This is a genomic window from Streptomyces sp. G-G2, assembly GCF_030063135.1.
In the GTDB taxonomy this organism is placed as follows: Bacteria; Actinomycetota; Actinomycetes; order Streptomycetales; family Streptomycetaceae; genus Streptomyces.
Window position 1 is genome coordinate 13,395 of record NZ_JASISO010000008.1, and the last position, 24,447, is coordinate 37,841.

Below are 24,447 nucleotides of genomic sequence, written 5' to 3' on the forward strand. Positions count from 1 at the left end.
CTCACCCTCCGGCTGGCAGCCCGGTGCGCGGTGCGGTCGCCAGGTGGACGCCCACGCGCTTGACCATCAGGGTCATCTCGTACGCGACCTGGCCGACGTCCGAGTCGGCGTCCGACAGCACGGCGAGGCAGCTGCCGTCGCCCGCGGCCATCACGAACAGGAAGGCCTCGTCCAGTTCCACCACGGTCTGGCGGACCTGGCCGGACTCGAAGTGCCGGCCGACGCCCTTGGCCAGGCTGTGGAATCCGGAGGCCACGGCGGCCAGGTGCTCGCTGTCCTCGCGGGTCAGGTCCTTGGAGGTGCCGGTGGGCAGGCCGTCGCCGGAGAGGACGACCGCCTTGCGGATGCTGCCCACGCGGTCGACCAGTTCGTCCAGCAGCCAGTTCAGCTGCCCCGGGCCACGGCCCCGGGAGTCGTTGCCTGCGGTCTGCGGTGCGGTCATCGACCGTCCCCCTCGTTCTCGTGCTCGGTACCGGCGCCAGCGCTTTCGGCACCGGTCCCGGACTGCTCTGCGTGCTGGTCGCGGGCTGCGGTCCAGCCGCGCTGGAGTGCGGACATGCGGATGCGTACGGTCTCCGCGTCCCGGTCGGCGACCGGGTCGGCGGTGGCGTCGGCGGGCGGCGGGGGCGGGGCGTTCTTGAGCTGGGGCGCGAGGTTGGCCTGGCGGACCCGGCGGGGCAGGCCGCCCGGGCCGGTGCGGTCCGGGGCGCTGCCGGTGCGCTCGCCGGGCGAGGGCGCGGGGGCCGTAGCGGCGGCCGGCGGGACGGCGGAGACCCTGGGTGTGTCGACGCGGCGGCCGTGCTCCGCGACCAGGGTCGGGGTCCGGTGGCGGCGCGGGAGCGGTACGGCGCCGGAGGCCGGGCGGGCGGCCGCGTCCAAACGGGCGCCCTCCAGGCGGACCGGGCCGGAGGCGCTCTGCTGCTCGCGGGCGGGGTCCCGGCCGAGGTCGCGGCTGCGCTCCGCCGGGCGCAGACCCAGCAGGGTGCTGCGCGGCGTGCCATTGGGCGGGGTCTCGTCGTCCAGGGTGGCCATGGCGGGGCGGGCGGGGGCGGGGGTGCCGGTAACCGGGGCGGCGGTCGGCCGGTGGCCGTCCAGGGGGGCGGGCGGGTCCAGGCCGAGGACGCTGAGGGGCGCCTCCAGCTCGACCGGGCCGTCCAGCAGGGCGGCGGGCACGGGGCGCTTGGGCGGCGTACCGCTTGCGCCGTGTCCGTTGACGTGCCCGTTGGCGTGTCCGTTGCTGTGTCCGTTGGCGGCCGCGGAGCCGATGCCCTTGGGGCGGGAGGCCGGGCCGGCCGCCACCGCGGCCTGGGCCGCGCCCTCCAGGCGCAGGCCGCCGCCGTTGGTGTCGGGGGCCTCGGTGAGCAGGGCGACGGGCAGGAACACGACCGCGGTCGTGCCGCCGTACGGACTGGGCTGGAGGGAGATCTTGACGCTGTGGCGCTGGGCGAGGCGGCTGACGACGAAGAGGCCGAGGCGGTCGGTGTCGGAGAGTTCGAACTCCGGGGTCTCGGCGAGCCGGAGGTTCGCGTCGAGCAGCGCGTCCGGGGTCATGCCGAGGCCGCGGTCGTGGATCTCCAGGGTGAAGCCGTTGGCCACGCGCTCCCCGTGCACCTGGACCGCGGTGTGCGGGGGCGAGAACACCGTGGCGTTCTCCAGGAGTTCCGCGATCAGGTGGGTGACGTCGGCGACGGCGGGGCCGGTGATCCCGAGGCGGGGCAGTCGGCGCACCTCGATCCGCTCGTAGTCCTCGACCTCGGCGACGGCGGCCCGTACGACGTCCATGAGCTGCACGGGTTTGCGCCACTGGCGTGAGGGCGCGGCGCCGGAGAGGATCACCAGGCCCTCGGCGTGGCGGCGCATGCGGGTGGTCATGTGGTCGAGGCGGAACAGGTCGGCGAGTTCCTCGGAGTCCTCGGTGCGCCGTTCCATGGTGTCGAGCAGGGTGAGCTGGCGGTGCAGCAGGACCTGGTTGCGGCGGGCGAGGTTGACGAACACATCGGAGACCCCGCGGCGCAGTTCGGCCTGTTTGACGGCGGCCTCGACGGCCGCGCGCTGGAGGGAGTTGAGGGCCATGCCGACCTGGCCGACCTCGTCCTTCTCGTACTCCAGGCGCGGGGCCTCGGTGTCCACGTCGACGTGCTCACCGGCAGCGAGGCGGCGCATCACGCCGGGCAGGCGGACGCCGGAGACCTCGTGGGCCTCCTTGCGCAGCCGGGAGAGGTCGCGGATCAGGTCCCGGCCGATGCGCACGGAGAGGACCAGGGAGACGATCAGGGCGACGAAGCCGAGGATCCCGGCGATGGCCGCCTTGACCAGGACGTCCATGGCCACGGGGTGCACGCGCTGCTGGTAACGGTCGCCCGCCGCGGTGCCCATCGCCGCGAGGTCGTCGAGGGCCTTGCCCGCGCTCTCGTCCCACTGGGCGGTGTTGACGTGGCGCGGGTTCTTGACCGCGCCCGTCTGGACGACCTGTTCCTCGATGTCGCGCAGGCGTTTGGTGTCCGGGCCGCTCCAGTACTGCTCGAACAGCTCGCGGTCCTCGGCCGGGAGGATCGCGAGGTTGACGTCGTAGAGCAGGGCGCGGTTGGCGATGAGGTCGGAGACCGTCCGGGTGTCCTTGGCGCTGATGTTGCGGGCGGCCAGGGCGGCGGCGACGACCGCGTCCTCGCGGGAGAGCGCCTCGCGGGCCCGGGTGATGCCGACGAGGGCCCGGCCCTCCTTGTCCATCTCGACGTTCTCCAGCGCGTGGAGGTTGACGAGGAAGCCGTAGCAGGGGTCGACGAGCCGGCTGTACAGGTCCAGGGCCTGGGACGGGTTCAGGTTGGTCTGGTCGACGGAGCGGCGCAGGGCGCCGATGCCGTGGAAGGCGTCGACGATGGAGTCCAGCCGGTCGGCGGCGGCGGGGCTGAGTTCCTCGACGACGTCCGGGTCGGTGGCGTCGCGGGTGATGCCCTCGACGACCGCGTCGGTGGCGGCGCGGCGCTTGGCGAGTTCGGCGGTCGCCACGGCGGAGCGGGGGTCGCCGAGGACCACGAGGCTCTGGCGGCGTTCCTTCTGGATGACGCGGACGACGTCCTCGATGGGGTAGCCGACCTTCTTCATGACGTAGGCGACGTCCAGGAGTTCGACGGCCTGGCGGCCGGTGATCACGGTCGAGAAGCCCCAGAGGGCGGTCAGGGAGATGAGCGGCACAAGGAGCAACGCCACGATCTTCCGGCGGATGGATTTCCCGCGAAAGCGCATGGCCTCCCCAGCCTCCCCCAGCTCAACCCCGCTGCCGGGGGTCGGTGTTCCGTCAATTAAACGGCGTGAGCCTACTACTGACGTGGGCCGCGTTCGAAGGGGTGTCCGGACGTTTTCGGCCGGTCTGGCGGACGAAGATCACCAGTTGTCCGTTACTTCCGGTCGAGTGCGGCCCGTTATGTGGCAGATGACACTTGGTGGGGCCTCAGTTCCCGTCGGCGCAGGGATGGCTGGAATTCTCCCTTCCGGGACGGCCGGAGGGTGGGTGGGGCGCACGGGGGCGGGTATCGGCGGGTGAAAGTGCGCCGCTTCGGGAATCTCCAACCCCGTTCGAGCGTCTATCTGTTCGAGGCGGCATGGCGAGCCGTCTGGTGGGGAGTGAGCGGACATGGGCAGCGTGTACGAAGACGATGGCGGACGACCGAGCGCGACGCGGGCGGGCGCGCGGGCTCCGGCAGGGGCTGCGGCGCGGTCGGCGGCGGGGTCCCGCGCGCGGACCCTGTGGGTGGAGGAACCGGCCCGGCGGCGCCGGATGCCCGATCCGGTACGGACGGCGGCGGTGCGGGCGGTCCTGGTCGTGGCCGTGACCCTCACACAGGCCACGGTCGCGTTCCTGCTGGCGGTGGCCGGGTCCTGGCTGGCCCTCCCGATGTCCCTGGGCGCGGTGGCCGGGATCGTGGTGGCCACCTGGGGCGTGCTGGACGTCTGGATCACCCGGCAGACCTGGAACCAGCGGTACGGGGTCGTGTCGGTGCCGAGCAGTACGGCGCGCGGCCTGCGCCGGGACCGGCGGCGCGCCCGGCGCGCGGCCCGGTCCGGCCGAATACCGGTCGCCTCCGGCGGGATGCGTTGACGGTCGGCGGGGCGCGCTGATCAGTGGCGGGGTCCGCTGAACCCTGGCGGGATCCGCTGGAGCCTGGCGCGGGGCGGGTGCGGGTGCGACGGCGGGGCGGCTGCGGGCCCGCCCGGGTACGACGGCCCCCGCCCGGTCCGGGCGGGGGCTCGCGCGGACCGGTCAGGTGCGGCGGAACATGCGGGTCGCGGTGATCTCGCCGTGGATGGGCTCGCCCTCGGGGCGCTGTTGGGGCAGGCCCGGGCGCAGGTGTTCCTCCACGCTGATGTACTTCAGGCCCGCCCGGAGGTCGGCGTCGTTGCGCAGCCGGATCACCAGCGGGAACTCCGCCAGCGCGGTGGTGTCGAACAGACCCGTGGTGTAGAGCAGTTGGACACCGAGGGCGTCCGACACCGCCCGCTGGAGCTCCAGCAGGTACGTGGCGTTCGCGCGCCCGATGGGGTTGTCGAGGAACAGGGTGCCCGCGTGGCGCTGCTTGTCCCGGCCCCGGTCGTTGCTGCGCAGGGCGGCCATCGTGCAGTACAGGGCGATGGCCGCGGTGAGCAGCTGGCCGCCGGAGAAGACGTCGCCCATCTGGCCGACGGGGACCCGCTCGGCGCGCAGGACGGCGTCGGGCTTGAGGATCTCCACCGCGATGCCCTTGGGCTCCAGGGCTGCCTGGACCCCGCGCAGCAGCAGGGACATGCCGTCGCGGCGGCCCTCGCCGAAGGAGGCCGTGCTGTTCTTCTTCACGGCCGCGCGGGTGGCCTCGTCGATGACCTCTCCGAGGCGTTCGGCGAGGGTCGTCTGGTCGGGCTCCTCGAAGCGGATGCGCAGGAACTCCTGTCCCGACCACTCCCCCAGGCCCTCGGGCAGCTGGGAGAGCCGCTGGGCGGAGCGCAGGGTGGCGAGGGCTGATTCGACCAGGCCGCGCAGCCGGTCCACGATGCTGTCGCGGTTGCGTTCCAGCTGCTCCAGCTCGTCCGTGAGGACGCGCAGGCGCGGGGCGAAGGCGGTGGCCCAGGCGGCGGCGTGCTCGGGCAGCGAGGCGGCCGGGAGCTCGCGGATCTGCTGACGCGCGGGGGTCCGTACGGCCTCGTAGCGGGTGGCGTTGGCGTGCCGGACCAGGATGTCGCTCGCCTCGCGGACGGCGGCTTCGGCGGCCGAGAGGTCACCGGCGTAGCCGCGCAGGGAGCGGCGGGCCTCGGTGGCGGACTGCCGGGCCTCCTCCAGGCTGCCCGGGTAGGCACCGGAACCCTGTTCGTCGGCGTCCTCCTGCGGGCTCTGGTCGCGCATCAGGTCGCGCAGCAGGGCGGCCGTCTCCTCGAAGCCCGCCGCGCCGTCCTCGGCGGCGCGGTGGGAGCGCAGCAGGTCGGCGTGGGCGGCCCGCGCGCTCTCCACGGCGGAACTGTGCGCGGCGAGCTGGGCGGTGGCGGTGCGCAGCAGGGCCTGGGCGCGTTCGACGTCGTCCGGGACGAGTTCCTCGGGGAGGTCGGCGTGGGCGGTGCCGTCGGCGGGCGCGTGGCGTTCGGCTTCGCCGCGCAGGCGGCCGAGCTGCTCGCTGGCGGTGGAGGCGCGGGTCTCCAGCATCTGTACGAGCGACTCCGCGCGGGCGGCGGCGGCCTGGCGGGAGGGGCCGTCGGAGCCGTCGGTGCCTTCGAGGAGCTGGGCGGCGCGGGTGCGGACCTTGTTGGTCAGCCGGTCGATGTCGGCGAGGGCGGCGCTCTCGTCGCTCTCGGCACGGGCCTGTTCGGCCCGCAGGTCGGCGCCGACGCCGACCTTCTCGTACAGCTGGGAGGCGGCCCGGTAGGCCTCGCGCAGGTCCGGCAGCGGAGTCCTGGCGGTGCTCTCGTCCTCGGGCAGGTGCTCGGGGGCTCCGGCGATCTCGGCGCGTTCGGCGCGCAGCGCGCGGGCGGTGCGGCGGGCGTCGTCGGCGGCGCGCTGCGCGGCGCGCCGGTCCTCGTCGGCGGCGCGCGCGCGGTCGAGGCAGACTTCGGCGCGGGCCTCGGACTCGGAACCCTCGTCGGCGAGTTCGCGCAGCCGGGCCTGCCAGCCCGCGCGTTCGCGCAGCCGGAAGGCGAGTCCGGCGAGGGCGTCGGCGGCGCGGCGGGCCCGCTGGGCGGTGTCCTGGCGTTCCTCACGGACCCGGGCGGCGTCGGCGGCGGCCTCGTCGGCTTCGGTGCGGGCGGTGCGGGCCTCGGCGAGTTCGGCTTCGGCTTCCGTGGCGAACGTACGGGCGGAGGCGGCCTGGGCGGCGAGTTCGGCGAGGTGTCCGGGCGGGCAGCCGGTGCGCCAGGAGGCGAGCCGGGCGGCGAGCGCGCGGTCCCCCGCGAGGCGGGCGGCGAGTTCGCGGATCTCGGTGTCGCGGGCGGTGGCGCGGGTGCGCAGGGCCCGGCGTTCCTCGTCGGCGGCGCCCTCGTCGTGCATGGCCGGGTTCGGCGGTACGAGGAACACTCCGGAGGCGGCGCCGTCGGCGTCGGATCCGGCGGGCGGCACCGGGGCGAGGAGGGCGGCGGCGGTGCCGACGGCGACGGCGGAGCGGGGCAGCAGGGCGGCGGCGCAGAGGACCTCGCGGGCCCGGGTGTGGGTGTCGGGGTCGGTGATGATCACGCCGTCGACGAGTTCGGGGCGCGCGGCGAGGACGGCGGCGTGGTCGGCGGGGTCCACGGCCTGGGCGAGGTAGCGCCAGCCGGGGAGGGCCGGGATGCCGTGCTCGCCGAGGTACTCGACGGTGGCCAGGACGTCGGGACCCGGCGGCAGCAGGCCGCCGTCGCCGAGGGCGCCGAGGATGCGGGAGTCGTCGGCGGCGGCGGTGCGGAGGTCGAAGAGCTGGCGCTCGGCGGTGGCGACCCCGGTGTCGAGGAGTTCGCGCAGCGCGTCCGCGCCCCGGTCGAGGTCCTCGGCGGTGAGGCCGGGGGCCGGGTGGTCCGCGCGGGCGTCCTGGGTTTCGGCCCCGGTCCCGGGCGGGCTCCCGGCCGCGTGGGCGCCCGTACCGGGGCCTGCGGGGCCGTCGGCCGGGTCCGCGCCCGGGAGGCCCAGGAGGGCGGCCAGACGGGGAGCGGAGGCGATGGAGGCGGCGGCGCGGTGCTCTGCGGCGTGGGCGGCCTCGGCCGCGTCGGCGGCGTCGGCGGCGCGGGCGGCGGTCAGTTCGGCGCGGGACTGCGCGGCGGCGGTCTCGCGGGCGGTGTCGGCGGTGGCGCGGGCGGCCTCGCGGGCCTCGTCCCAGGCGGCCACGGCGCTCTTCTCGGCGTCGCTCGCGGCGAGCGCGGCGCGCGCCGGGTCGGCATCGGGGGCGGAGTCGTCGAGCCAGCCCGCGCGGACGGCCTCGGCGGTCTCCTGCTCGACCTCGGCGAGCCGGGCCCGCAGGTGCTCGGCCTCGCTGCGGGCGCGCTGGGCGGCGGTCGCGGCGGCGGTGGCGTCGCGGTGGGCGCTCTCGCCCAGCTCCTGGAGCGTGGCGGAACGTTCCTCACCCTCGTTGGCGACCTCCTCCCCCGCTTCGGCGGCCGTGTGCAGGGCCCGTACGAGCGCGGCGGCGGCGGTGGCGCGGGCGGCGAGGGCCGGGGCCGCGTCCCGTTCGGCCTCCAGGATGGCGGCGGCGACCCGGGCGGAGCGGTCGGTGGCGGCGCGGTGGCGCAGTACGGACTCGGCGGCCTGCCAGGCGGAGTGCAGGGTGCGCGCTTCGATGAGCTCGCGGCGCTGGGCGGCGGCGGCCTTGTCGGCGACGGTGAGGGCCAGCGAGGCGTGCCGGTAGGCGAGTTCGGCGGAGACGGCGGCGCTGCGGTCCCGGGCCGATTCGGCGGCGGTGACCTGGTGGGCGGCGTCGGTGACCCGCTGGGCGAGGTCGGCGGCTCGGCCGCGCTCCTCGACGGCGCGGGCGGACAGCCGCCGGGCCAGGGTGCGCGTACGGCGTTCCGCGCCCGCGTGGACGTCACGGGCCCGGGAGCGGGCTTCGGCGGCGTCCACGATCCGGCCGAGGAGGTCCACCGAGCCCGCCGTGAAGTCCCGTTCGGCCATCAGCTCGGCGCGGCGGCCCAGTTTGTTGCCGAAGCCGTGGACGAGGTCCGCGAGGCCGTCCGTGTCGCGGGTGTCGGTCACGGCGCGCAGCAGCAGGTCGGTGAAGTCGGAGTCCTTCTTGACCGCGAAGAGACCGGCCGCCTCGCCCTCGTCGGCGTTCATCTCACGCTGGTAGCGGAAGAGTTCGGGGTCGAGGCCCAGGTCGGTGAGGTGCTCGTTCCAGCGGTCGTGGATCTCCTCCCAGGAGACCTCCAGGTGGGGGTACGCCTTGCCCGCCTCGGTGAGCGCGTCGCGGAAGCCCTTCATGGTGCGGCGGCGGCCCTGGGCGCCGGAGACGCCTTCGACGACGGGGCGTACGGCGGTGGACTCGGCGACCGGGAGGCTGTCCAGGCTGAGGCCGGGGCCGGGGCGGAAGGAGTACCAGGCCTCGGCGAACTTGCGCGGGTCGTTGGAGACCTGCCGGCCGCGCCATTCGCTGACCTTGCCGACGACCAGGCATTCACCGGTGCGGGTGTGCTGCCACTCCAGGGCGACGTGGCCGCAGTCGTCGGCGAGCAGGAACTTGCGCAGGACGCCGGAGCTGGCGCCGCCCAGGGTGTTGCGGTGGCCGGGCAGCATCACCGAGAAGATCAGCTTGAGCAGGACGGACTTGCCGCCGCCGTTCTCCAGGAACAGCACTCCGGCGGGCGCGGGGCGGCGCGGCGGGCCCGACGGCTCGGCCTCGAAGAACTCCGCCTGGGCGGGAGCCGGATGGGGCACCGGCGCGCCGACTCCGCGCAGGTCGAGCACGGTGTCGGCGTAGCGCGCGCCGGCGGGCCCGATGGAGTAGAGGCGGATCCGGGACAGCTCGTACATGGGGACTCTCGTGGTGGCTCGGTACGGAGGGCAGGTGACGGGGTCGGCGGCCGGGGCCTCGGGCGGGGCCTCAGGCGTGGAAGGGCAGGCCCGCGTCGGCGGCGAGTTCCAGGTCGTCGCCCTCGGGCGGCGGCAGCAGGGTGGCGGAGCCGTCGCTGACGGCGACCACCCCGAGTTCGAGCAGTTCGGCCATGGCGGCGCTGCCCGCCATGTCGCGGACCTGGAGCTGGTAGCGGGGGGTGGTCCGGTAGGTGCCTCCGGCCTCGTCCCCGGTGCGCTGGAGGAAGCCGGATTCGGTGAGGAAGGCGGCGGCCTTGCCGACGATGCCGGTGGTGGAACCGGCGAGGCGGCGGGCGTCCTTGGTGGCGCCGGTGGCGCTGCGCCGGGCGTAGACCCGCCAGGCGGCCTCCAGGCCGGGGGCGTCGGTGGCGGGGTCGGTGTTCTCGCCGAGCTCCTCGGCGCGTTCTTCCAGGCGGCGGCAGGTCTGGCGGACGAAGGCGTCCACGCCGTTGACGGTGATGCGGCCGATGTAGCCGTCGTCGGCGAGGTCCTCGGGGCGGGGGAAGGCGAGGGCGGCGACGGCGAGGTGGGCGAGGCCGTGCAGGAACCGGTCGGCGGAATCGGCGGTGGTGCGGCGGGCGTAGTCGCCCATGCGGACGGCGAAGACGGAGTCCTCGCCCGCCGCCACGGCCATCCCGGCCCGGGTGGAGACCTCCAGGACCACGAGGCCGAGGCCGGTGGCGACGGCGTCGGCGAGCCGCGCGAAGGGGGGGTCCTCGCGGTAGCGGCGCAGCAGTTCGGCGTATTCGGCGTCACGGGCGGGGAGCAGCTTGGGCTGGAGCCCGAAGGCGACGAGCCGGGCCGCGTCGGCGGCGTCGGCCGGGGTGACGGGGGCGTGGCCCGGCGCGGGCGCGGGCGCGGGCCCGTGGGCCGCGCCCGCGTCGGTCTCGCTCCACGCGGGGTGTTCGGCGTGGTGGTCGCTCACGGGTACGTCTCCTCGAAGGGCGGTGCGGTGGTCGCTGCCGGGGCGGGGGCGGCGGGACGGATCACGGTGGGGCCCGCCGGGGCCGACGGCCCGGAGGGGGTCGGCGCGGGCGGCGGGGTCATGCGGCCTCCGCGCGGGCCGTGGTCATGGCGGCCGCGTCCAGGAGGGCCGTACCGACGATGAGGTCGGCGCCGCCGAATTCGGGGTCGTCCAGTTCCGTGCCGTCGTCCACCGCGAAGAGCAGTCGCTCCTCGCCCTGGCGGTACGCCGTGCCGACGGCCGGGCTCGCGGCGTGTACGGCGAGCAACGCGACCAGGTAGGGCAGGTCCGGGTCGTGCAGCCGGGCCTCGGCCAGCAGGCCGGAGAGGCGGCGCGGGGCGTCGTGCGGGAGGTCCAGCAGCCGCATGGCGTGCGCCAGCTGGTCCTCGCTGAACCGGCTGTCGTCCGGGGTCGCGATCAGGTCCGGCTCGGGCATCTCCACACCGAGGTGCTCGCGCTCCACGGGCGGGGTCAGCAGGATGTCCACCAGGTCGCCCACCCGCACCGAGACGGGGGTACGGAGTCCGGTTCCGGCGGCGAAGAACGCGTCGGTGACCTGGCGGGCCTGGGCCACCGGCAGCGGCAGCAGGGGGGCGACGAGCTGTCCGTACAGGTCGATGCCGGAGCGCGGCGCGGGGGCCGCGAAGGCCTGGCGGTCCTGTTCGGCGCGGAAGAGCGGCCCGGCGTCCAGGAGGCGGGACTGGAGCTGGGTGTGGCGGCGGATGCAGTCCTTGACGATGTCGACGAGTTCCGCGGCGCGCCGCTTGTTCTCGGGCTCCTCGGCCTCGTCGCGGGCCTTGCGGATGTTGGTGAGGATCGCGTTCTCGTGGCGGTAGCGGTCGGCCACGTGGTCCAGCGCCTCCGCGATCATGTCGGGGACGGTGACCAGCCAGTCCACGGCCCGGACGTTGCGCCGGGTGGCGTCCAGGGTCCGGCGCAGGGTCTCGGCGTACTGCACGGTGCGGTACCGGGCCTGTTCCGCGGCCAGCTGGGCATCGGCGAGGCGCCCCCGGCTGATCAGCGCCTCCAGCTTCACCTCGGCGGCGATCTGGGCACTGGTGACATCGGTGTCGAGGGCGCCGACGAGGACGTTGACGGCCTCGTCGGTGGTGCGCAGGTAGACCGCGCCGCCGTAGCCGGGGACTTCCTCGATGAGCTTGAAGTCGTAGTCGCGCCGGACGTAGCTGCCGTCGGGGCCGAAGGTGCCGTAGATCGCGCGGAAGCCCCGGTCGACGCTGCCGACGTTGATCAGGTTCTCCAGGACCCAGCGGGCGACGCGTTCGTGCTCGGCGGCCGCGCGGGCGGGGGCCTGGGCGGCGACGCGGGGCAGCAGCCTGGCCACTATCTGCTCGTGGTCCGCGCCCGTGTCGAAGTCCATGTTGAGCGTGACCAGGTCGATCGCGGCGAGCGCGACCTCCGCCATGGCGTAGCCGCCGTACTCACCGGCCAGGTTGGCCTTGCGTACGTCGAGGTCGTGCAGCGGGGCGGTGCAGGCGAGCGCGCGCAGGCGCCTGGCCAGGCCCTCGTCGGCGGCCGGGCCCGGCGCCGGGGAGGGATGGGTCTTCGCCGGGGCGGGGAAAGTCACGACGGAAAGACTAGGCGCTCGCACGGACAACATCCCAAACGGCATGGTTCGGCCGGATCGTCCGCCGGTCCCGCGACGGGGGCCGCGCGGCCGTTCCGCCCCCGCCGTCCACCGCGCCGTCTACCCTCGCCGCATGGCATCCCTGAGCACATCCTCCGGGTCGGCGCCGCCCGCGTCCGGGCCCGTCATCGATCTCAACGCCGACCTGGGCGAGGGCTTCGGCCGGTGGACGCTCACCGACGACGAGGCGCTGCTGTCGGTGGTGACGAGCGCGAACGTGGCGTGCGGTTTCCACGCCGGGGACCCGGCCATCATGCGGCGGGTCTGCGAGCGGGCCGCCGAGCGGGGCGTACGGATCGGGGCCCAGGTGTCCTACCGTGACCTGGCGGGCTTCGGGCGCCGGGCGATGGAGGTCCCGGCCGATGAGCTGGCGGCCGAAGTGGCGTACCAGATCGGGGCGTTGGAGGTGTTCGCACGGGCGGCCGGATCACGGGTGTCGTATGTGAAACCGCACGGCGCCCTGTACAACCGCACCGTGGGCGACGCGGCGCAGGCGGGCGCGGTGGTCGCGGGGGTCCGGCTGGCGGCGGGGCCGGGGGCGGACCTCCCGGTCCTCGGCCTGCCGGGGTCGCTGCTCCTGGCGGCGGCCGCGGCCGAGGGGCTGACGGCGGTACCGGAGGCGTTCGCCGACCGCGCCTACACCCCCGCCGGGACGCTGGTGCCGCGGGACCGGCCCGGGGCGGTGCTGGGCGGGGCCGACGCGGTGGTGGCGCAGGCCCTGGCGGTGGCGGCCGGGGGCGCGGTGACGGCGGCCGACGGGTCCCGGGTGGCGGTGGCGGCCCGGTCGCTCTGCCTGCACGGGGACACCCCGGGGGCGGCGGAGCTGGCCCGGCGGGTCCGGGCGGCGCTGGGCGGCGCCGGGGTCCGGGTGGAGGCCTTCACATGAGCGGGGGCGGGGGCACGAACACCGGGGGCGCCGGCCCCGGCACCGGCGGGGGCGTCCGCGTGCTCCGCGTGGGGCGGGCGGGGCTGCTGTGCGAGGTGGGGTCGGCGGAGGAGGTGGCCGCCCTGCACGCGGAGCTGCTGCGCCGCCGGGACGCGGGCGAGCTGGGCGACGTACGGGAGGTGGTGCCCGCCGCGCGGACGGTACTGCTCGACGGGGTGCGCGGACCGGCCGCGCTGGCGGCCCGCATCCGGGGCTGGCGGGTGCCTCCGCTCGCGGCGGCCGAGGGCCCGCTCGTGCGGGTTCCGGTGCGCTACGACGGCCCGGACCTGGCCGAGGTGGCCGCGCTGTGGGGGGTTCCGGCGGGGCGGGTGGCGGAGATCGTGGGCGGGACGGAGTTCCGGGTGGCCTTCTGCGGGTTCGCGCCCGGTTTCGGCTACCTCACCGGGCTCCCGGAACGGCTCCACGTGCCGCGCCGGGCCGCGCCGCGCACGGCCGTCCCGCCGGGTTCGCTCGCGCTGGCGGGTGAGTACGCGGGGGTGTACCCGCGTTCCTCCCCCGGCGGCTGGCAGCTGATCGGGTCCACGGAGGCGGTGCTGTGGGATCCGGGGCGCGAGCCCGCGGCCCTGTTCGCGCCCGGCGTGCGGGTCCGGTTCGCGGAGGTGGGGGCGTGATGCCCGGCGCGGCGGGCCTGGAGGTGGTCCGGGCCGGGGCGCTGACCACGGTGCAGGATCTCGGCCGGCCCGGGTACGCGCACCTCGGCGTCCCGCGCTCCGGCGCACTCGACGTCCCCGCGCACGCCCTCGCCAACCGCCTGCTCGGAAATCCGCCCGGGGCGGCGACCCTGGAGACCACCCTCGACGGGGTCGCGCTGCGCGCCCTGGCCCCGGTCACGGTGGTGGTCACCGGCGCACCGTGCGCCGTACGGGCGGCAGCGCGCCCGGCGCCCTGGGGCGCGCCCGTGCGCCTCGCGGCCGGGGAGGTGCTGGAGGTCGGCCCGGCGGTGTACGGGGTGCGCTCCTACGTCGCCGTGCGCGGCGGGTACGCGGTCCCGCCCGTGCTGGGCAGCCGCTCGACCGATCTGCTCTCGGGCCTGGGCCCCCCGGTCCTGGCGGCGGGCGCGGCGCTGCCCGTGGGCGACCCCGGGGACGGGCCCATGGGCCCCGTGGGCGCGGCGGACGTGCTGCCGCTGCCCGCGCCCCCGGCGGAGCTGGTCCTGCCGGTGCTTGCGGGTCCCCGGGACGACTGGTTCACCGGGGAGTCCGTGGCCCGGCTGGCGCGGGCCCGCTACCGGGTCTCCTCGGCGGGCAACCGCATCGGGCTGCGCACGGAGGGCGGCCCCGCGCTGGCGCGCGCCCGGTCCGGCGAACTGCCCAGCGAGGGCATGGTGCTGGGCGCGGTCCAGGTTCCGCCGGACGGCATGCCCGTGGTGTTCCTGGCCGACCATCCGGTCACGGGCGGCTATCCGGTCCTGGGCGTGGTCCCGGAGGAAGCCCTGCACCGGGCCGCGCAGGCCCGCCCGGGGACCCCGGTGCGGTTCGTCCTGGAGGGGTGACCCGCTCCCCCGGGCGCGCGGCGGCCCGGGCCGTCGCCGGGGCCGGGCCGGGGCACGGGGCCCGGCTCTGCCGAGCTGGCACGGCGGCCCGACGCGGCCCCCAGGAGCGGTCGCGCGTTCCCGCTGACGTGCGCGCGGCCACGCGGGACCCCGCACTGCCGGGCCACGTGGGCCCGGGGGGCCCGCAGGGACCCTCCGGCGGGCCGGAGACGCTCGGGGCGGTCACGGGGGGCCAGGGGCGAGCCCACAGCGCCGGTTCCGCGTCCCACGGGCGTGCGGACGGCCGCGCGGGATCCGGCTCCGCCCGGCCGTGAAGCCGGCCACGGCGGTCCGCAGGACCAGGTCGCGGTGCCCGGAGGGCGCTCGGGGCGGCCACGCAGGACCGTACCGGGCCCCGGGGCCAGGGTGGGCCCGCAGCAGGGCCGGTGCGGACCGCCCGTCGGTGTGCGTGCCGTCGCGCCGGGCCCCTTTCGGCGGGGCGCGCCCCGGGGGCCCGGGTGCTCGCACGACCGGCTCGGGGGCGGCGGGTGGACTCGGCCCCGCCCCCGGCCGGGTACGGCGGCGGCGTCACACGGCGGATTCCGGGGCGATGCGGTTGCGGACCGCCGACTGGACGTCTTCCTCTTCCGCCGGGTCCGTCGCCAGGCGGCGCAGTCGCGGGGCGACCCGGGCGTCGGCGGTCTCGGCGTGGTGGGCGGCCACCTCGCGGGTGGTCTCCTCGCAGTCCCACAGGCATTCGACGGCGAAGCCCGCCGCGAACGAGGGGTCCGTGGCGGCCAGGGCCCGGGCGGCGCGGCCGCGCAGGTGGGACGAGGCGGTCTCGCGGTAGACGTGGCGCAGGACGGGCGCGGCGCAGCCGATGGCGAGCCGTCCGGCGCCGTCCACCAGGGCGAAGAGCCGTACGGTGTCGGGCCCGGCCGAGCGGACCGTCGTCCGCAGCGCGCCGAGGACCAGTGCCGCGTCCCCCTCGTCGCCACGGGCGGCGAGGAGGCTCGCGGCGGCCGCTCCGAGGGCGTCCGGGCGGTGGACCCAGGCGCGGGCCCGGTCCACGGCCGCGGCGCCGCACATGCGCTCGTAGGCGGCGACGGCCGGTTCGTCACCGGCGGCTTCGATCAGGTCGAGGACGGCCGGGTTGGCCGGCTCGGCCAGGACGAGGTGGTGCAGGGCGGTGGCCCGGGCGGCCTCGCCGGACGCGCCCGCGGCGGCGGCGAGGATCGCGGGCCGGTCCTCGGGGGTCGCGACCGCGCCGAGGCAGCGGGCGGCGGGCACGTGCAGCGGCGTACCGCGGCGCAGCCCGTCGTCGGCCCAGTCGAAGACGGCCTGGACGCCCCAGCCCGGGCGGGGCCCGGCGGGGGTCAGCTGGCGTTGCCAGCGGTCGAAGGAGCCCTGCTGGCGGGCGGCGCGCAGCCGCTCGCCGAACTCGGGGTCCTCCTCCCACAGGCACCAGGGGCGCGGTTCGTAGGCGTCGCGGACGGCGGCGGCCAGCCGCGCCCCGCCCTCGGCGGTGTCGGGGAACCTGGCCAGGACGGGCCGGGCCAGGGCGCGCAGGCCGCTGTCGTCGTCGCGCAGGGCGAGTTCGTCCAGGGCCCAGGCCCAGTTCGCCCCGGCGGCGGCGTAGCGGCGCAGCAGCATCAGCGCGTCGTCACGGCCGTACGAGGCGAGGTGGCCCAGGACGGACAGGGCGAGGCCGGTGCGGGCGTCGCCGTCGTCGAGGATGTCCTCGGCGCTGAAGAGGTGCGCCTCGATCTCACCGAGCGGACCGCTGAGGTCCAGGTAGAGCCGGGCGTAGTAGAGGGAGCGGTTCTCGACCTGCCAGTCCTGGCGCGGATCGCGCAGTACGCACTGGTTGAGGGCCGCGAGGGCCTCCGCCCGGGGCGCGGCGAGCGCGTGCAGCGTGCCGTCACCGCGGCCGCGCTGGAGGAGCCCGAGCAGGGTTCCGCTCGGCGCTATGACTGGTTCGAACATGGGAAGGGCCTCAAATCAAGCTGGGGACGCGACCGGGAATCGGGATTCACAGGGCCGCGTAACAGCACGTGAGGTCGTCCGCCGTCTTGTTCCGCTCGATGTAGACCATTGCCTTCTCACTCTCTCGGTGCGTCGCGACCGGGCGGTCGGACCGGGCTGGGACGTGACGTGTCCTGCCCGCTCCTGCCCGTCCGCCTGGTTCGCAAATCGAATCCGTCGCCATGATGACCCAGCCGGTTTGTGCACCGCGACCACATTTACGGCCGCCGGGACCGAGCCGGGACCTACGCCCCCACAGAAACGGACTACTTGGCTCCGAAGAGTTCGAGCAAGTCCGCCTTCCCGAACATCCGCGCCGTGTCCACGGCCGAGGGCGTGCCCGCGTTCGGGTCGGCGCCCCCGGCGAGCAGCGCCCGGATCACCTGCTCCTCGCCCTTGAAGACGGCGCCCGCGAGCGGGGTCTGGCCCCGGTCGTTGGCGCGGTCGCCCTCGGCGCCGCGGGCCAGCAGGGCCGTGACGGCGTCGGCGTGGCCGTGGTAGGCAGCGAGCATGACGAGGGTGTCGCCGCGGTCGTTGGTGAGGTTCGCCGGGACGCCCGCGTCGAGGTAGGCGGCGAGCGTCTCGGTCTCACCCTGACGGGCGAGGTCGAAGATCTTGGTGGCCAGCTCGATGACGTCCTCGTCGGGAACCTCGGGGACGTCCGGGTGGCTGTTCTCGGCGCGCTCGTTCATCGGGGTCGTACCGCCTCTCATTCGCTGCCTGGTGTGAAGTTTCCCCAGGCCGGGCGGGCAGGGGAACGCACGGCGCTGCGTCCGTACGGGTGAATCGACAGGGTACTGCCCGGACCTGGACATGACGGGGTCGGACCGAGGCAAAGATCACCCCTGGAGGGCTGCCCCCGGGACTGGGCCGGATCAGTGAAAAATTAGAGAAATCACCCATCTGCACCTTTTATCGCATTGATACTTGCTGTGAGCCTGGAACAACTGATGGTGACTGTCCCCACCCACCAGGAGAGCTTGGAGAGCTTCTTATGGTCCTGTCCATCTCAGGTGTCGTCCTGCTCGGCATCATCTGCTTCCTCTTCTTCAAGAAGGACGGGATGAAGCTGTCGCACGCGTTCGTCTGCGCGCTGTTCGGCTTCTTCCTCGCCGGATCGGCCATCGCTCCGAGCATCACGGCCAGTACGGCCAGCCTCGCGAGCCTCCTGGGCGGCATCAAGCTCTGACCGCCCCCGTCCCCCGTCCCCCACTCCCCACGACACCCCGCAGCAGCACGCGACATCCCAGGAGACGCCCGTGGCCCGGCGCCCACTTCCCCGCATCCTCATCAGCGGCAACGTCTCGCTGAGCCGGGGACGCGACCTCGCTCGCACGGCCGCCGACAACGCCACGGACGTCCTCCACCCGCTGCTGACCATCGCGCGGGGTCTGCGCGTCCTGGCCACGGCCGGGCGGCGCAGGTGGGCCGACACCCCCAAGGACAAGCGTGGTCCCGCGCTGTTCCTGGCGGCGGCCTGTGTGCTCGTGGTCGCGCTCGTCCCGTACGGGCCGCTGATCGCCCTGATCACCCTCATGGCGGCGGCGGCCTGGCACGGGCGCGACCGCACCCCGGCCAAGACCGGGCCCGGTGACGCCGAGGCCGAGCGCCTGGGCTCGCTCTACGAGGCCCTCGTGCCGTACTTCTCCATCCCCGAGGACCCCACGCCGCTCTTCGCCCACGGAGGCGAGTGGGACAAGGCCTTCAGCGAGTACGCGTTCGACGAGGCGGGCAGGCTCTCCCGGCTGCGGATCCGCTACCCGGCGTACTTCACCGACGGCGAGTCCTCCTCGCGGGCCCGGATCGAAGCCCTGCTGCACGCCAAGTCCGGGCGCGGGCGGGAGTACCTCTTCGACTGGGACGAGGAGGGCAACCAGCTCGACCTGAGCGTGCTGGCCGCGCTGCCCACGAGCATCGCCGCCCAGCCCTTCGTGACCTCGCCCGGGGAGACCGTCCTCGGCTTCACCGACCCGGCCTCGGTGCAGCGGACCCTGCCCGTGACCGACGGCGAGGACACCCGGGACGCCCCGCCGGTGATCTGGCGGACCGGCCCCCGCTCCACCGAGCCCCACCTGCTCGCCGTCGGCCAGCCCGGCAGCGGCACCTCGACCCTGCTGCGCTCCATCGCCCTCCAGGCCCTCCGGCACGGCGGGGACGTCGTGATGGTCGAGGGCGGCGGCAGCGGCGAGTACTCCTGCCTCTCCGGGCGTACGGGCGTACTCGCCGTGGAGAGCGGGCCCGCCGGGGCCCACGCGACCCTGGCGTGGGCCGCCCAGGAGACCGAGCGGCGCCTGATCGCCGGGCACCGGGCCCGCGAGGCCGGGCGGCCCGCGCCCGAGGACGTCCGGCGGCCCCTGTGGATCCTGCTCGACCGGCCCAGTGTGCTGGGCCACCTGGCGGCGGCCGAGGGCCGCAGCGATCCGCTCGCGCTGCTCCAGGTTCCGCTGCGGCACGGCCGGGCCGCGAACGTCACGGTGGTGGTGACCGAGCAGTTCGACCACCTGGAGCTGCTGAGCGACGCGGTGTGGCAGCACACCCGCGCCCGGGCCGTCCTCGGGCCCGCCACGATCCAGCAGATCGCGGAGGTGCTGGGGCTGCCCCCGCACACCACCCCGACGGCGCAGGTCCCGCCGGGCCGGGGCTACGCCCGGCTCGGGGCGGGCCCGGTGCACCGGCTCCAGGTCCCGGCCACCCCGGACCCGTACGACGACGCGGCGCACCCCGTGCACCGCCGGGCCGTACTCGAACTGCTGCCGGAGCGCCCGCGCACCGCCCTGTCGAAGCCGCCGCTCCTGCCCCAGGACCGCACGCCGGCCCAGAGCACCCCGGCTCACGACACCCCGGACCAGAGCACCTCGATCGACGCCTCGGAGATCCCGGAGGTCCCGGCGGACGCGCCCTGACCCGCCGCCCTGACCCCCCGCCCGGGCACGATCCGGGCGGGACGGCTACGCGACGAACGTGCGCGGGGGCTCCGCGCCGCTGCCGCCCGCACCCGTGCCGACCAGCCGTGCCGCCGCCGCCAGCCGGGCGGCGGCCTCGTCCGCGAGCGGGCCGCCGACCGTGAAGGGCAGCCGCACATAGCCCTCGAAGGCGCCGTCCACCCCGAACCGGGGTCCCGAGGGCACCCGGACGCCGACCCGCTCCCCCACCTCCGCGAGCCGGGAGCCGGACAGGCCGCCCGCCCGGGCCCACAGCGTCAGCCCGCCGCCCGGCACCGTGAACTCCCAGTCCGGCAGCTCCCGGCGCACGGCCGTGACCAGCGCGTCCCGGTTCTCCCGGGCCTGGGTGCGTCGGATCTCCACCGCGTCCTCCCAGCCCCCGGTGCGCATCAGCCAGTTCACCGCGAGCTGCTCCAGCACCGGCGTGCCCAGATCGGCGTACGCGCGGGCGGCGACCAGGCTGCGGATCACATCGGGTGCGGCCCGGACCCAGCCGATCCGCATGCCCGCCCAGAAGGCCTTGCTGGCGGAGCCGACCGTGACGACGGTGCTGCCCGAGGGGTCGAAGGAGCAGACCGCGCGGGGCATCTCCAGCCCGGGATCCAGCCGCAGTTCCGCCATGGTCTCGTCCACGACGAGGACGGTGCCCGCCGAGCGGGCCGCCTCGACCATCTCGCGGCGCTGGTCCTCGGTGGCCAGCGCCCCCGTCGGGTTGTGGAAGTCGGCGACGACGTAGGCGAGGCGGGGCGCCGCGTCGCGCAGCACCTGGCGCCAGGTGGCCATGTCCCAGCCGCCCAGCCCGTCCGCCATCGCGACGGGCACCAGGCGGACCCCGGCGGCGCGCATGAGCTGGAGGATGTTGGCGTAGGAGGGGGACTCGACCGCGATCCGCTCGCCGCGGCCCGCGAACAGGCTGCAGATCGCGTCGATCGCGCCCATCGCCCCCGTGGTCACCATGATCTGCTCGGGCATGGTGGGGATGCCACGCTCGGTGTAGCGGTCGGCGAGCATCCGGCGCAGCGCGGGCAGTCCCGCCGGGTAGTCCCCGTGGGTGTGCGCGTACGGCGGCAGCTCCTCCAGGGCCCCCTGGACGGCCTTGGTCAGCCACGGCTCGGGGGCGGGCAGGGCCGCGCAGCCGAGGTCGATCATGGACCCGAGGGCCTCCGGGGGCAGGGGCTCCAGGCCGCGGGCGGGCAGCGGATTCCCGGCGGGTACGGAGGTCCAGCTTCCGGCGCCCCGCCGGGACTCCAGGAATCCCTCGGAGCGCAGGGCCTCGTAGGCGGCGGCGACGGTGGTGCGGCTGAGGGTGAGGGCGACGGCCAGCTCGCGCTCGGCGGGCAGCCGGGCGGCGACCGGGACGCGGCCCTCCAGGACCAGCAGCCGGATCCCGTCGGCGAGCGAGCGGTAGGCGGGCGGCTTGCGCGCCCCGGTCACCGCGGGCAGCGGCTGCTGCTGCGAGGTGATCAGCCGGGCGAGCTGTGCGGCGCCGACCGCGGAGGTCCACTGAGCCATGCTGTCCGGTCCACCTTCGAAGAATTGGCCCCGGACCGCAGGGTCGGGCGGCCGGGATTGGATTGGTTCCGCGGGCCCAGACTGTCACGCCGGGGGCCACCTCGGCCAGAGGTCCCGCCCCCGGGCTGCCACGGGCCGGGCGGGCGTCCCGAGGCGCACCCGGTCCGCCCGGTGCATACTGCCGCCGTGACGCACGTACGCCTCCGGCACCCGTACCTCGACCATCCGGCCCCGCTCCCCTTCGCCCACCGCGGCGGGGCCGCGGACGGGCTGGAGAACACCGCCGCCGCCTTCCGGCGGGCCACCGGCGCGGGCTACCGGTACTTCGAGACCGATGTCCACGCCACCGCCGACGGCAGGCTCGTCGCCTTCCACGACGCCACCCTCGACCGGGTCACCGACACCCGGGGCCGGATCGGTGAGCTGCCGTGGAGCGTGGTGCGCGCGGCCCGGGTGGCCGGGAGCGAGCCGCTGCCGCTGTTCGAGGAGCTGCTGGAGGAGTTCCCGGACGCCCGGTGGAACATCGACGTCAAGGCCGAACCCGCGCTCCTGCCGCTGCTCGACCTGATCTCCCGGACGCGCGCGTGGGACCGGGTCTGCGTCGGGTCGTTCTCGGAGGGCCGGGTGGCCCGGGCGCAGCGGATCGCCGGGCCCCGGCTGGCGACCTCGTACGGGGTCCGGGGCGTGGTGGGGCTGCGGCTGCGCTCGTACGCGATCCCCGCCGCGCTGCGCGTGGGGGCGGTGGCGGCGCAGGTTCCGGAGGTCCAGTCGGGCATCCGCGTGGTCGACCGGCGCTTCGTGGAGACCGCGCACGCCCGGGGGCTCCAGGTCCACGTGTGGACCGTGAACGAACCGGAACGCATGGAGTCGCTGCTGGACCTGGGTGTCGATGGCATCATGACCGACCGGATCGACATCTTGCGCACGGTGCTGGAGCGCCGCGGGGCCTGGGCCTGACAAGCCCGCTTGCCGCCGCGCGGTACGAGGTGGGCCGTGCGGTACGGGGACCAGCGAGGGGGCACTGATGAGTGCGCGGACCACAGCGGAAGCGGAACCGGGCGCGGGGGACGGCGGAGGCGGCGGCGGCGAGGGAGCCGACGGCGGGAGAGCGGAGGCGGCCGCGCGCAAGCGCGAGCAGCACGGCTGGTACTTCTACGACTTCGCCTGCTCGGTGTACTCCACGAGCGTGCTCACGGTGTTCCTCGGGCCCTACCTGACGGCGGTGGCCAAGGCCGCCGCGGACTCCCACGGCTACGTCCATCCGCTCGGCATACCCGTGCGGGCCGGGTCGTTCTTCGCGTACTCGGTGTCGGCGTCGGTGATCGTGGCCGTCCTGATCATGCCGCTGGTGGGCGCGGTGGCCGACCGCAGCGGACGCAAGAAGCCGCTGCTCGCGGCGGCGGCGTACACGGGCGCCGCGGCCACGGCCGGGATGTTCTTCCTGGGCGGCGACCGCTACCTGCTGGGCGGGCTGCTGCTGATCGTCGCGAACGCCGCGCTGGCGGTCTCGATGGTGCTCTACAACGCCTACCTGCCGCAGATCGCCGGTCCGGACGAGCGGGACACCGTCTCCTCGCGGGGCTGGGCCTTCGGCTACACCTCGGGCGCCTTCGTCCTCGTGCTGAACCTGGTCCTGTTCCAGGGCCACGACTCCTTCGGCCTCACCGAGGGCGCGGCCGTGCGGATCTGCCTGGCCTCGGCCGGTCTCTGGTGGGGCGCCTTCGCGATCATCCCGCTGCGGCGGCTGCGGGACCGGGCGGTGGTGCGCGAGGCGTCCTCGGCCCCGGCCGTCAGCGGCTGGCGGCAGCTGATCGCGACACTGAAGGACATGCGGCGCTATCCGCTGACCCTGTCGTTCCTGCTCGCGTACCTGATCTACAACGACGGCGTGCAGACGGTGATCTCCCAGGCCTCGATCTACGGCTCCGAGGAGCTGGAGCTGGAGCAGTCCACCCTGATCGTGGCGGTGCTGCTGGTCCAGGTGCTCGCGGTGGCGGGCGCGCTGGGGATGGGCCGTCTGGCCCGGACGTACGGCGCGAAGCGGACGATCCTCGGTTCGCTGGCCGCGTGGGGGCTGACCCTGACCGCCGGGTACTTCCTCCCGGCCCGCACTCCGGTGTGGTTCTTCGCCCTCGCGTCGATGATCGGGCTGGTGCTCGGCGGCAGCCAGGCGCTCTCCCGCTCGCTGTTCTCCCACCTCGTCCCGGCGGGCAGGGAGGCCGAGTACTTCTCCGCGTACGAGATGAGCGACCGGGGACTGAGCTGGGTGGGGCCCCTGGTCTTCGGGCTGACCTACCAGCTCACGGGCAGTTACCGCACGGCGATCATCTCGTTGGTGGTGTTCTTCGCACTGGGATTCGTGCTGCTCGCACGGGTGCCGGTGCGCCGCGCGGTGGAGGCGGCGGGGAATCCTGTCCCCGAGAGGATCTGAACGCGCGCGAACGTACGAGAACGGGCGGGACAGCCGATCTGGCGAACGAGTTCCGAACAAATTTAGACGTTGAAGCGAAGGGCCGGTAGTGTACGCCTTTGGCCTGCCAGGCGGACCGTTACTGCGTACTCGATGAATGAAGACGCTGGGTGACATCTGCTGCCAGATGTGACAAAACGGGCATTGGTGGGTACAACAAGGGGCGGTACGACGGGCGACGCATGACCCGGAGCGGGAATCAATACCGCCGACCGGACGTTGACCTGATGACGACGACAGCGACACCTGTCCTGTGGGCGACAAGCCCGGGAGGCACGATTCATGAGTGAGCGAGCTCTCCGCGGTACGCGCCTCGTGGTTACCAGCTACGAGACGGACCGCGGCATCGATCTGGCCCCGCGCCAGGCGGTGGAGTACGCATGCCAGAACGGACATCGCTTTGAGATGCCGTTCTCGGTTGAGGCCGACATTCCGCCGGAGTGGGAGTGCAAGGCGTGCGGCGCCATGGCACTTCTGGTGGACGGCGACGGGCCCGAAGAGAAGAAGGGCAAGCCTGCGCGAACGCACTGGGACATGCTCATGGAGCGACGCACCCGCGAGGAGCTCGAGGAAGTGCTGGCCGAAAGGCTGGCGGTCCTCCGTTCCGGCGCCATGAACATTGCCGTGCATCCGCGGGACAGCCGCAAGTCCGCCTGACACCCGGACACCGAACAGCCGAGGGCCCCCGCCACATTCCGTGTGGCGGGGGCCCTCGGCTCGTTCTCACGCACCACCCGCGCGCTGCTCGACCGCGCGGCGCGCCGCACCGGCGCCGGCCGGGCATCTGGGCGTACGTCGCCAAGCTGCCCGGCCGTACGTCGTTCAGCCGGCCGTACGGCGCCTCAGGGGGCCAGCGGCGGGCGGTGGCCGGTGTCCGGGCCGGGGCGCCGGACCTCGTCCTCCCGGACCACCTCGCCCCGCACCACCATGCCGTCGGGCTGGTGGATCCGGGCCTGCTGGAAGGCGTCACCGAGGGGGCCCGCGGACGCGGAGGCCATGGTGCGCTCCAGCGAACGGGCCGCGCGGCGGCCGACCCAGGCCCGGACGGGCGGCAGCAGGAGCAGCAGGCCGAGCACGTCGGAGAGCAGGCCGGGCAGGATCAGCAGCAGGCCTCCGAGCATCACCAGGCCGTTGCCCGAGCCGGGCTGCTGCGGGGCGGGCCGCTCGCCCGTCTGGGCCTTCTGGAAGGTCTGTGCGAGGTTCTGGAAGGCGCGCCGCCCGGCCCGCTTGATGACCACCACGCCGAGCGCCAGACCGCCCGCGATCACCGCGGCCACGGCGAGTCCGCCGCCCACCCCCGCGAGCAGGCTGAGCAGCCAGATCTCCAGGATGAGCCAGGCGGCTACCGCCAGGGGAACGAACGTACGGGCGGGCGAGCGCCGCCGGGGGGCCGCCGAAGGGGCCCCGGGCCTCGCCTTCGAGGTGGGAAAGCCGGTCGTCATACCACCCAGTGTGCCTGGGCCCCCGT

19 protein-coding genes are annotated in these 24,447 nt (G+C 75.2%); 9 read left to right on the forward strand and 10 right to left on the reverse strand.

Annotated features, from left to right (window positions below; translation table 11 throughout):
• Position 1: 1 nt before the first annotated feature.
• Both QMF80_RS08715 and QMF80_RS08720 read right to left on the reverse strand, forming a co-directional pair.
• On the reverse strand, positions 2-442 hold the full coding sequence (locus QMF80_RS08715) for a roadblock/LC7 domain-containing protein (protein ID WP_283451226.1): 441 nt from the start codon (positions 440-442) through the stop codon (positions 2-4).
• A complete protein-coding gene (locus tag QMF80_RS08720; protein WP_283451228.1) occupies positions 439-3,243 on the reverse strand; it encodes a sensor histidine kinase in 2,805 nt (934 codons plus the stop codon). Before QMF80_RS08720 ends, QMF80_RS08715 begins: the two co-directional genes overlap by 4 nt.
• A 388-nt stretch (positions 3,244-3,631) precedes the next feature.
• Between QMF80_RS08720 and QMF80_RS08725 the strand changes: the two genes are divergently transcribed.
• Positions 3,632-4,096: a hypothetical protein gene (locus QMF80_RS08725; RefSeq protein ID WP_283451230.1), complete on the forward strand. Its 465-nt coding sequence runs from the start codon at positions 3,632-3,634 to the stop codon at positions 4,094-4,096.
• Positions 4,097-4,258: 162 nt separating this feature from the next.
• Here QMF80_RS08725 and QMF80_RS08730 read toward each other — a convergent pair whose 3' ends face one another.
• The 4 genes from QMF80_RS08730 to QMF80_RS08745 form a co-directional block, all read right to left on the reverse strand.
• Positions 4,259-8,944: a hypothetical protein gene (locus QMF80_RS08730; RefSeq protein WP_283451232.1), complete on the reverse strand. Its 4,686-nt coding sequence runs from the start codon at positions 8,942-8,944 to the stop codon at positions 4,259-4,261.
• A gap of 70 nt (positions 8,945-9,014) precedes the next feature.
• On the reverse strand, positions 9,015-9,929 hold the full coding sequence (locus QMF80_RS08735) for a hypothetical protein (RefSeq protein ID WP_283451234.1): 915 nt from the start codon (positions 9,927-9,929) through the stop codon (positions 9,015-9,017).
• Entirely contained in the window at positions 9,926-10,051 is a 126-nt protein-coding gene (locus QMF80_RS08740; RefSeq protein ID WP_283451236.1) for a hypothetical protein, read from the reverse strand. Before QMF80_RS08740 ends, QMF80_RS08735 begins: the two co-directional genes overlap by 4 nt.
• The gene (locus tag QMF80_RS08745) at positions 10,048-11,598 is read right to left on the reverse strand and encodes a hypothetical protein (RefSeq protein ID WP_283451239.1); all 1,551 of its coding nucleotides are present in this window, start codon (positions 11,596-11,598) and stop codon (positions 10,048-10,050) included. Before QMF80_RS08745 ends, QMF80_RS08740 begins: the two co-directional genes overlap by 4 nt.
• Before the next feature lie 88 nt (positions 11,599-11,686).
• Between QMF80_RS08745 and QMF80_RS08750 the strand changes: the two genes are divergently transcribed.
• The 3 genes from QMF80_RS08750 to QMF80_RS08760 are packed head-to-tail and all read left to right on the forward strand — an operon-like array spanning position 11,687 to position 14,051.
• Positions 11,687-12,499, forward strand: a complete 813-nt coding sequence (locus QMF80_RS08750) for a LamB/YcsF family protein (RefSeq protein WP_283451241.1) — start codon at positions 11,687-11,689, stop codon at positions 12,497-12,499.
• On the forward strand, positions 12,496-13,170 hold the full coding sequence (locus QMF80_RS08755) for a 5-oxoprolinase subunit B family protein (RefSeq protein ID WP_283451243.1): 675 nt from the start codon (positions 12,496-12,498) through the stop codon (positions 13,168-13,170). The genes QMF80_RS08750 and QMF80_RS08755 overlap by 4 nt, the downstream gene beginning before the upstream one ends.
• Positions 13,170-14,051, forward strand: coding sequence for a 5-oxoprolinase subunit C family protein (locus QMF80_RS08760; protein WP_283451245.1), 882 nt, complete (start codon positions 13,170-13,172; stop codon positions 14,049-14,051). The genes QMF80_RS08755 and QMF80_RS08760 overlap by 1 nt, the downstream gene beginning before the upstream one ends.
• Positions 14,052-14,618: 567 nt before the next feature.
• Here the strand turns inward: QMF80_RS08760 and QMF80_RS08765 are convergent.
• The gene (locus tag QMF80_RS08765; protein WP_283451246.1) at positions 14,619-16,016 is read right to left on the reverse strand and encodes a HEAT repeat domain-containing protein; all 1,398 of its coding nucleotides are present in this window, start codon (positions 16,014-16,016) and stop codon (positions 14,619-14,621) included.
• 305 nt (positions 16,017-16,321) lie between these two features.
• Positions 16,322-16,747, reverse strand: coding sequence for an ankyrin repeat domain-containing protein (locus tag QMF80_RS08770; RefSeq protein ID WP_283451248.1), 426 nt, complete (start codon positions 16,745-16,747; stop codon positions 16,322-16,324).
• A 302-nt stretch (positions 16,748-17,049) separates the two neighbouring features.
• On the opposite strand from QMF80_RS08770, the gene QMF80_RS08775 reads away from it, so the two are divergent.
• Together QMF80_RS08775 and QMF80_RS08780 are read left to right on the forward strand one after the other, a co-directional pair.
• Positions 17,050-17,244, forward strand: a complete 195-nt coding sequence (locus tag QMF80_RS08775; protein WP_008743136.1) for a hypothetical protein — start codon at positions 17,050-17,052, stop codon at positions 17,242-17,244.
• Positions 17,245-17,314: 70 nt separating this feature from the next.
• Positions 17,315-18,958 carry an ATP-binding protein gene (locus tag QMF80_RS08780; RefSeq protein ID WP_283451256.1) on the forward strand — a complete coding sequence of 548 codons (1,644 nt, stop codon included), beginning with the start codon at positions 17,315-17,317 and terminating at the stop codon, positions 18,956-18,958.
• 45 nt (positions 18,959-19,003) lie between these two features.
• On the opposite strand, the gene QMF80_RS08785 is transcribed toward QMF80_RS08780, so the two are convergent.
• Positions 19,004-20,509 (reverse strand): SCO1417 family PLP biosynthesis transcription factor, encoded by a 1,506-nt coding sequence (locus tag QMF80_RS08785; RefSeq protein ID WP_283451258.1) that lies wholly within the window; start codon positions 20,507-20,509, stop codon positions 19,004-19,006.
• A 186-nt stretch (positions 20,510-20,695) separates the two neighbouring features.
• On the opposite strand from QMF80_RS08785, the gene QMF80_RS08790 reads away from it, so the two are divergent.
• From QMF80_RS08790 to QMF80_RS08800, 3 genes are all read left to right on the forward strand, one after another.
• Entirely contained in the window at positions 20,696-21,466 is a 771-nt protein-coding gene (locus QMF80_RS08790) for a glycerophosphodiester phosphodiesterase family protein (protein ID WP_283451260.1), read from the forward strand.
• A gap of 67 nt (positions 21,467-21,533) precedes the next feature.
• Entirely contained in the window at positions 21,534-22,940 is a 1,407-nt protein-coding gene (locus tag QMF80_RS08795) for an MFS transporter (protein ID WP_283451262.1), read from the forward strand.
• 321 nt (positions 22,941-23,261) lie between these two features.
• A complete protein-coding gene (locus QMF80_RS08800) occupies positions 23,262-23,636 on the forward strand; it encodes an RNA polymerase-binding protein RbpA (RefSeq protein WP_031146696.1) in 375 nt (124 codons plus the stop codon).
• A gap of 185 nt (positions 23,637-23,821) precedes the next feature.
• On the opposite strand, the gene fxsA is transcribed toward QMF80_RS08800, so the two are convergent.
• Entirely contained in the window at positions 23,822-24,421 is a 600-nt protein-coding gene (gene fxsA / locus QMF80_RS08805) for an FxsA family membrane protein (protein WP_283451266.1), read from the reverse strand.
• Positions 24,422-24,447 lie beyond the last annotated feature (26 nt).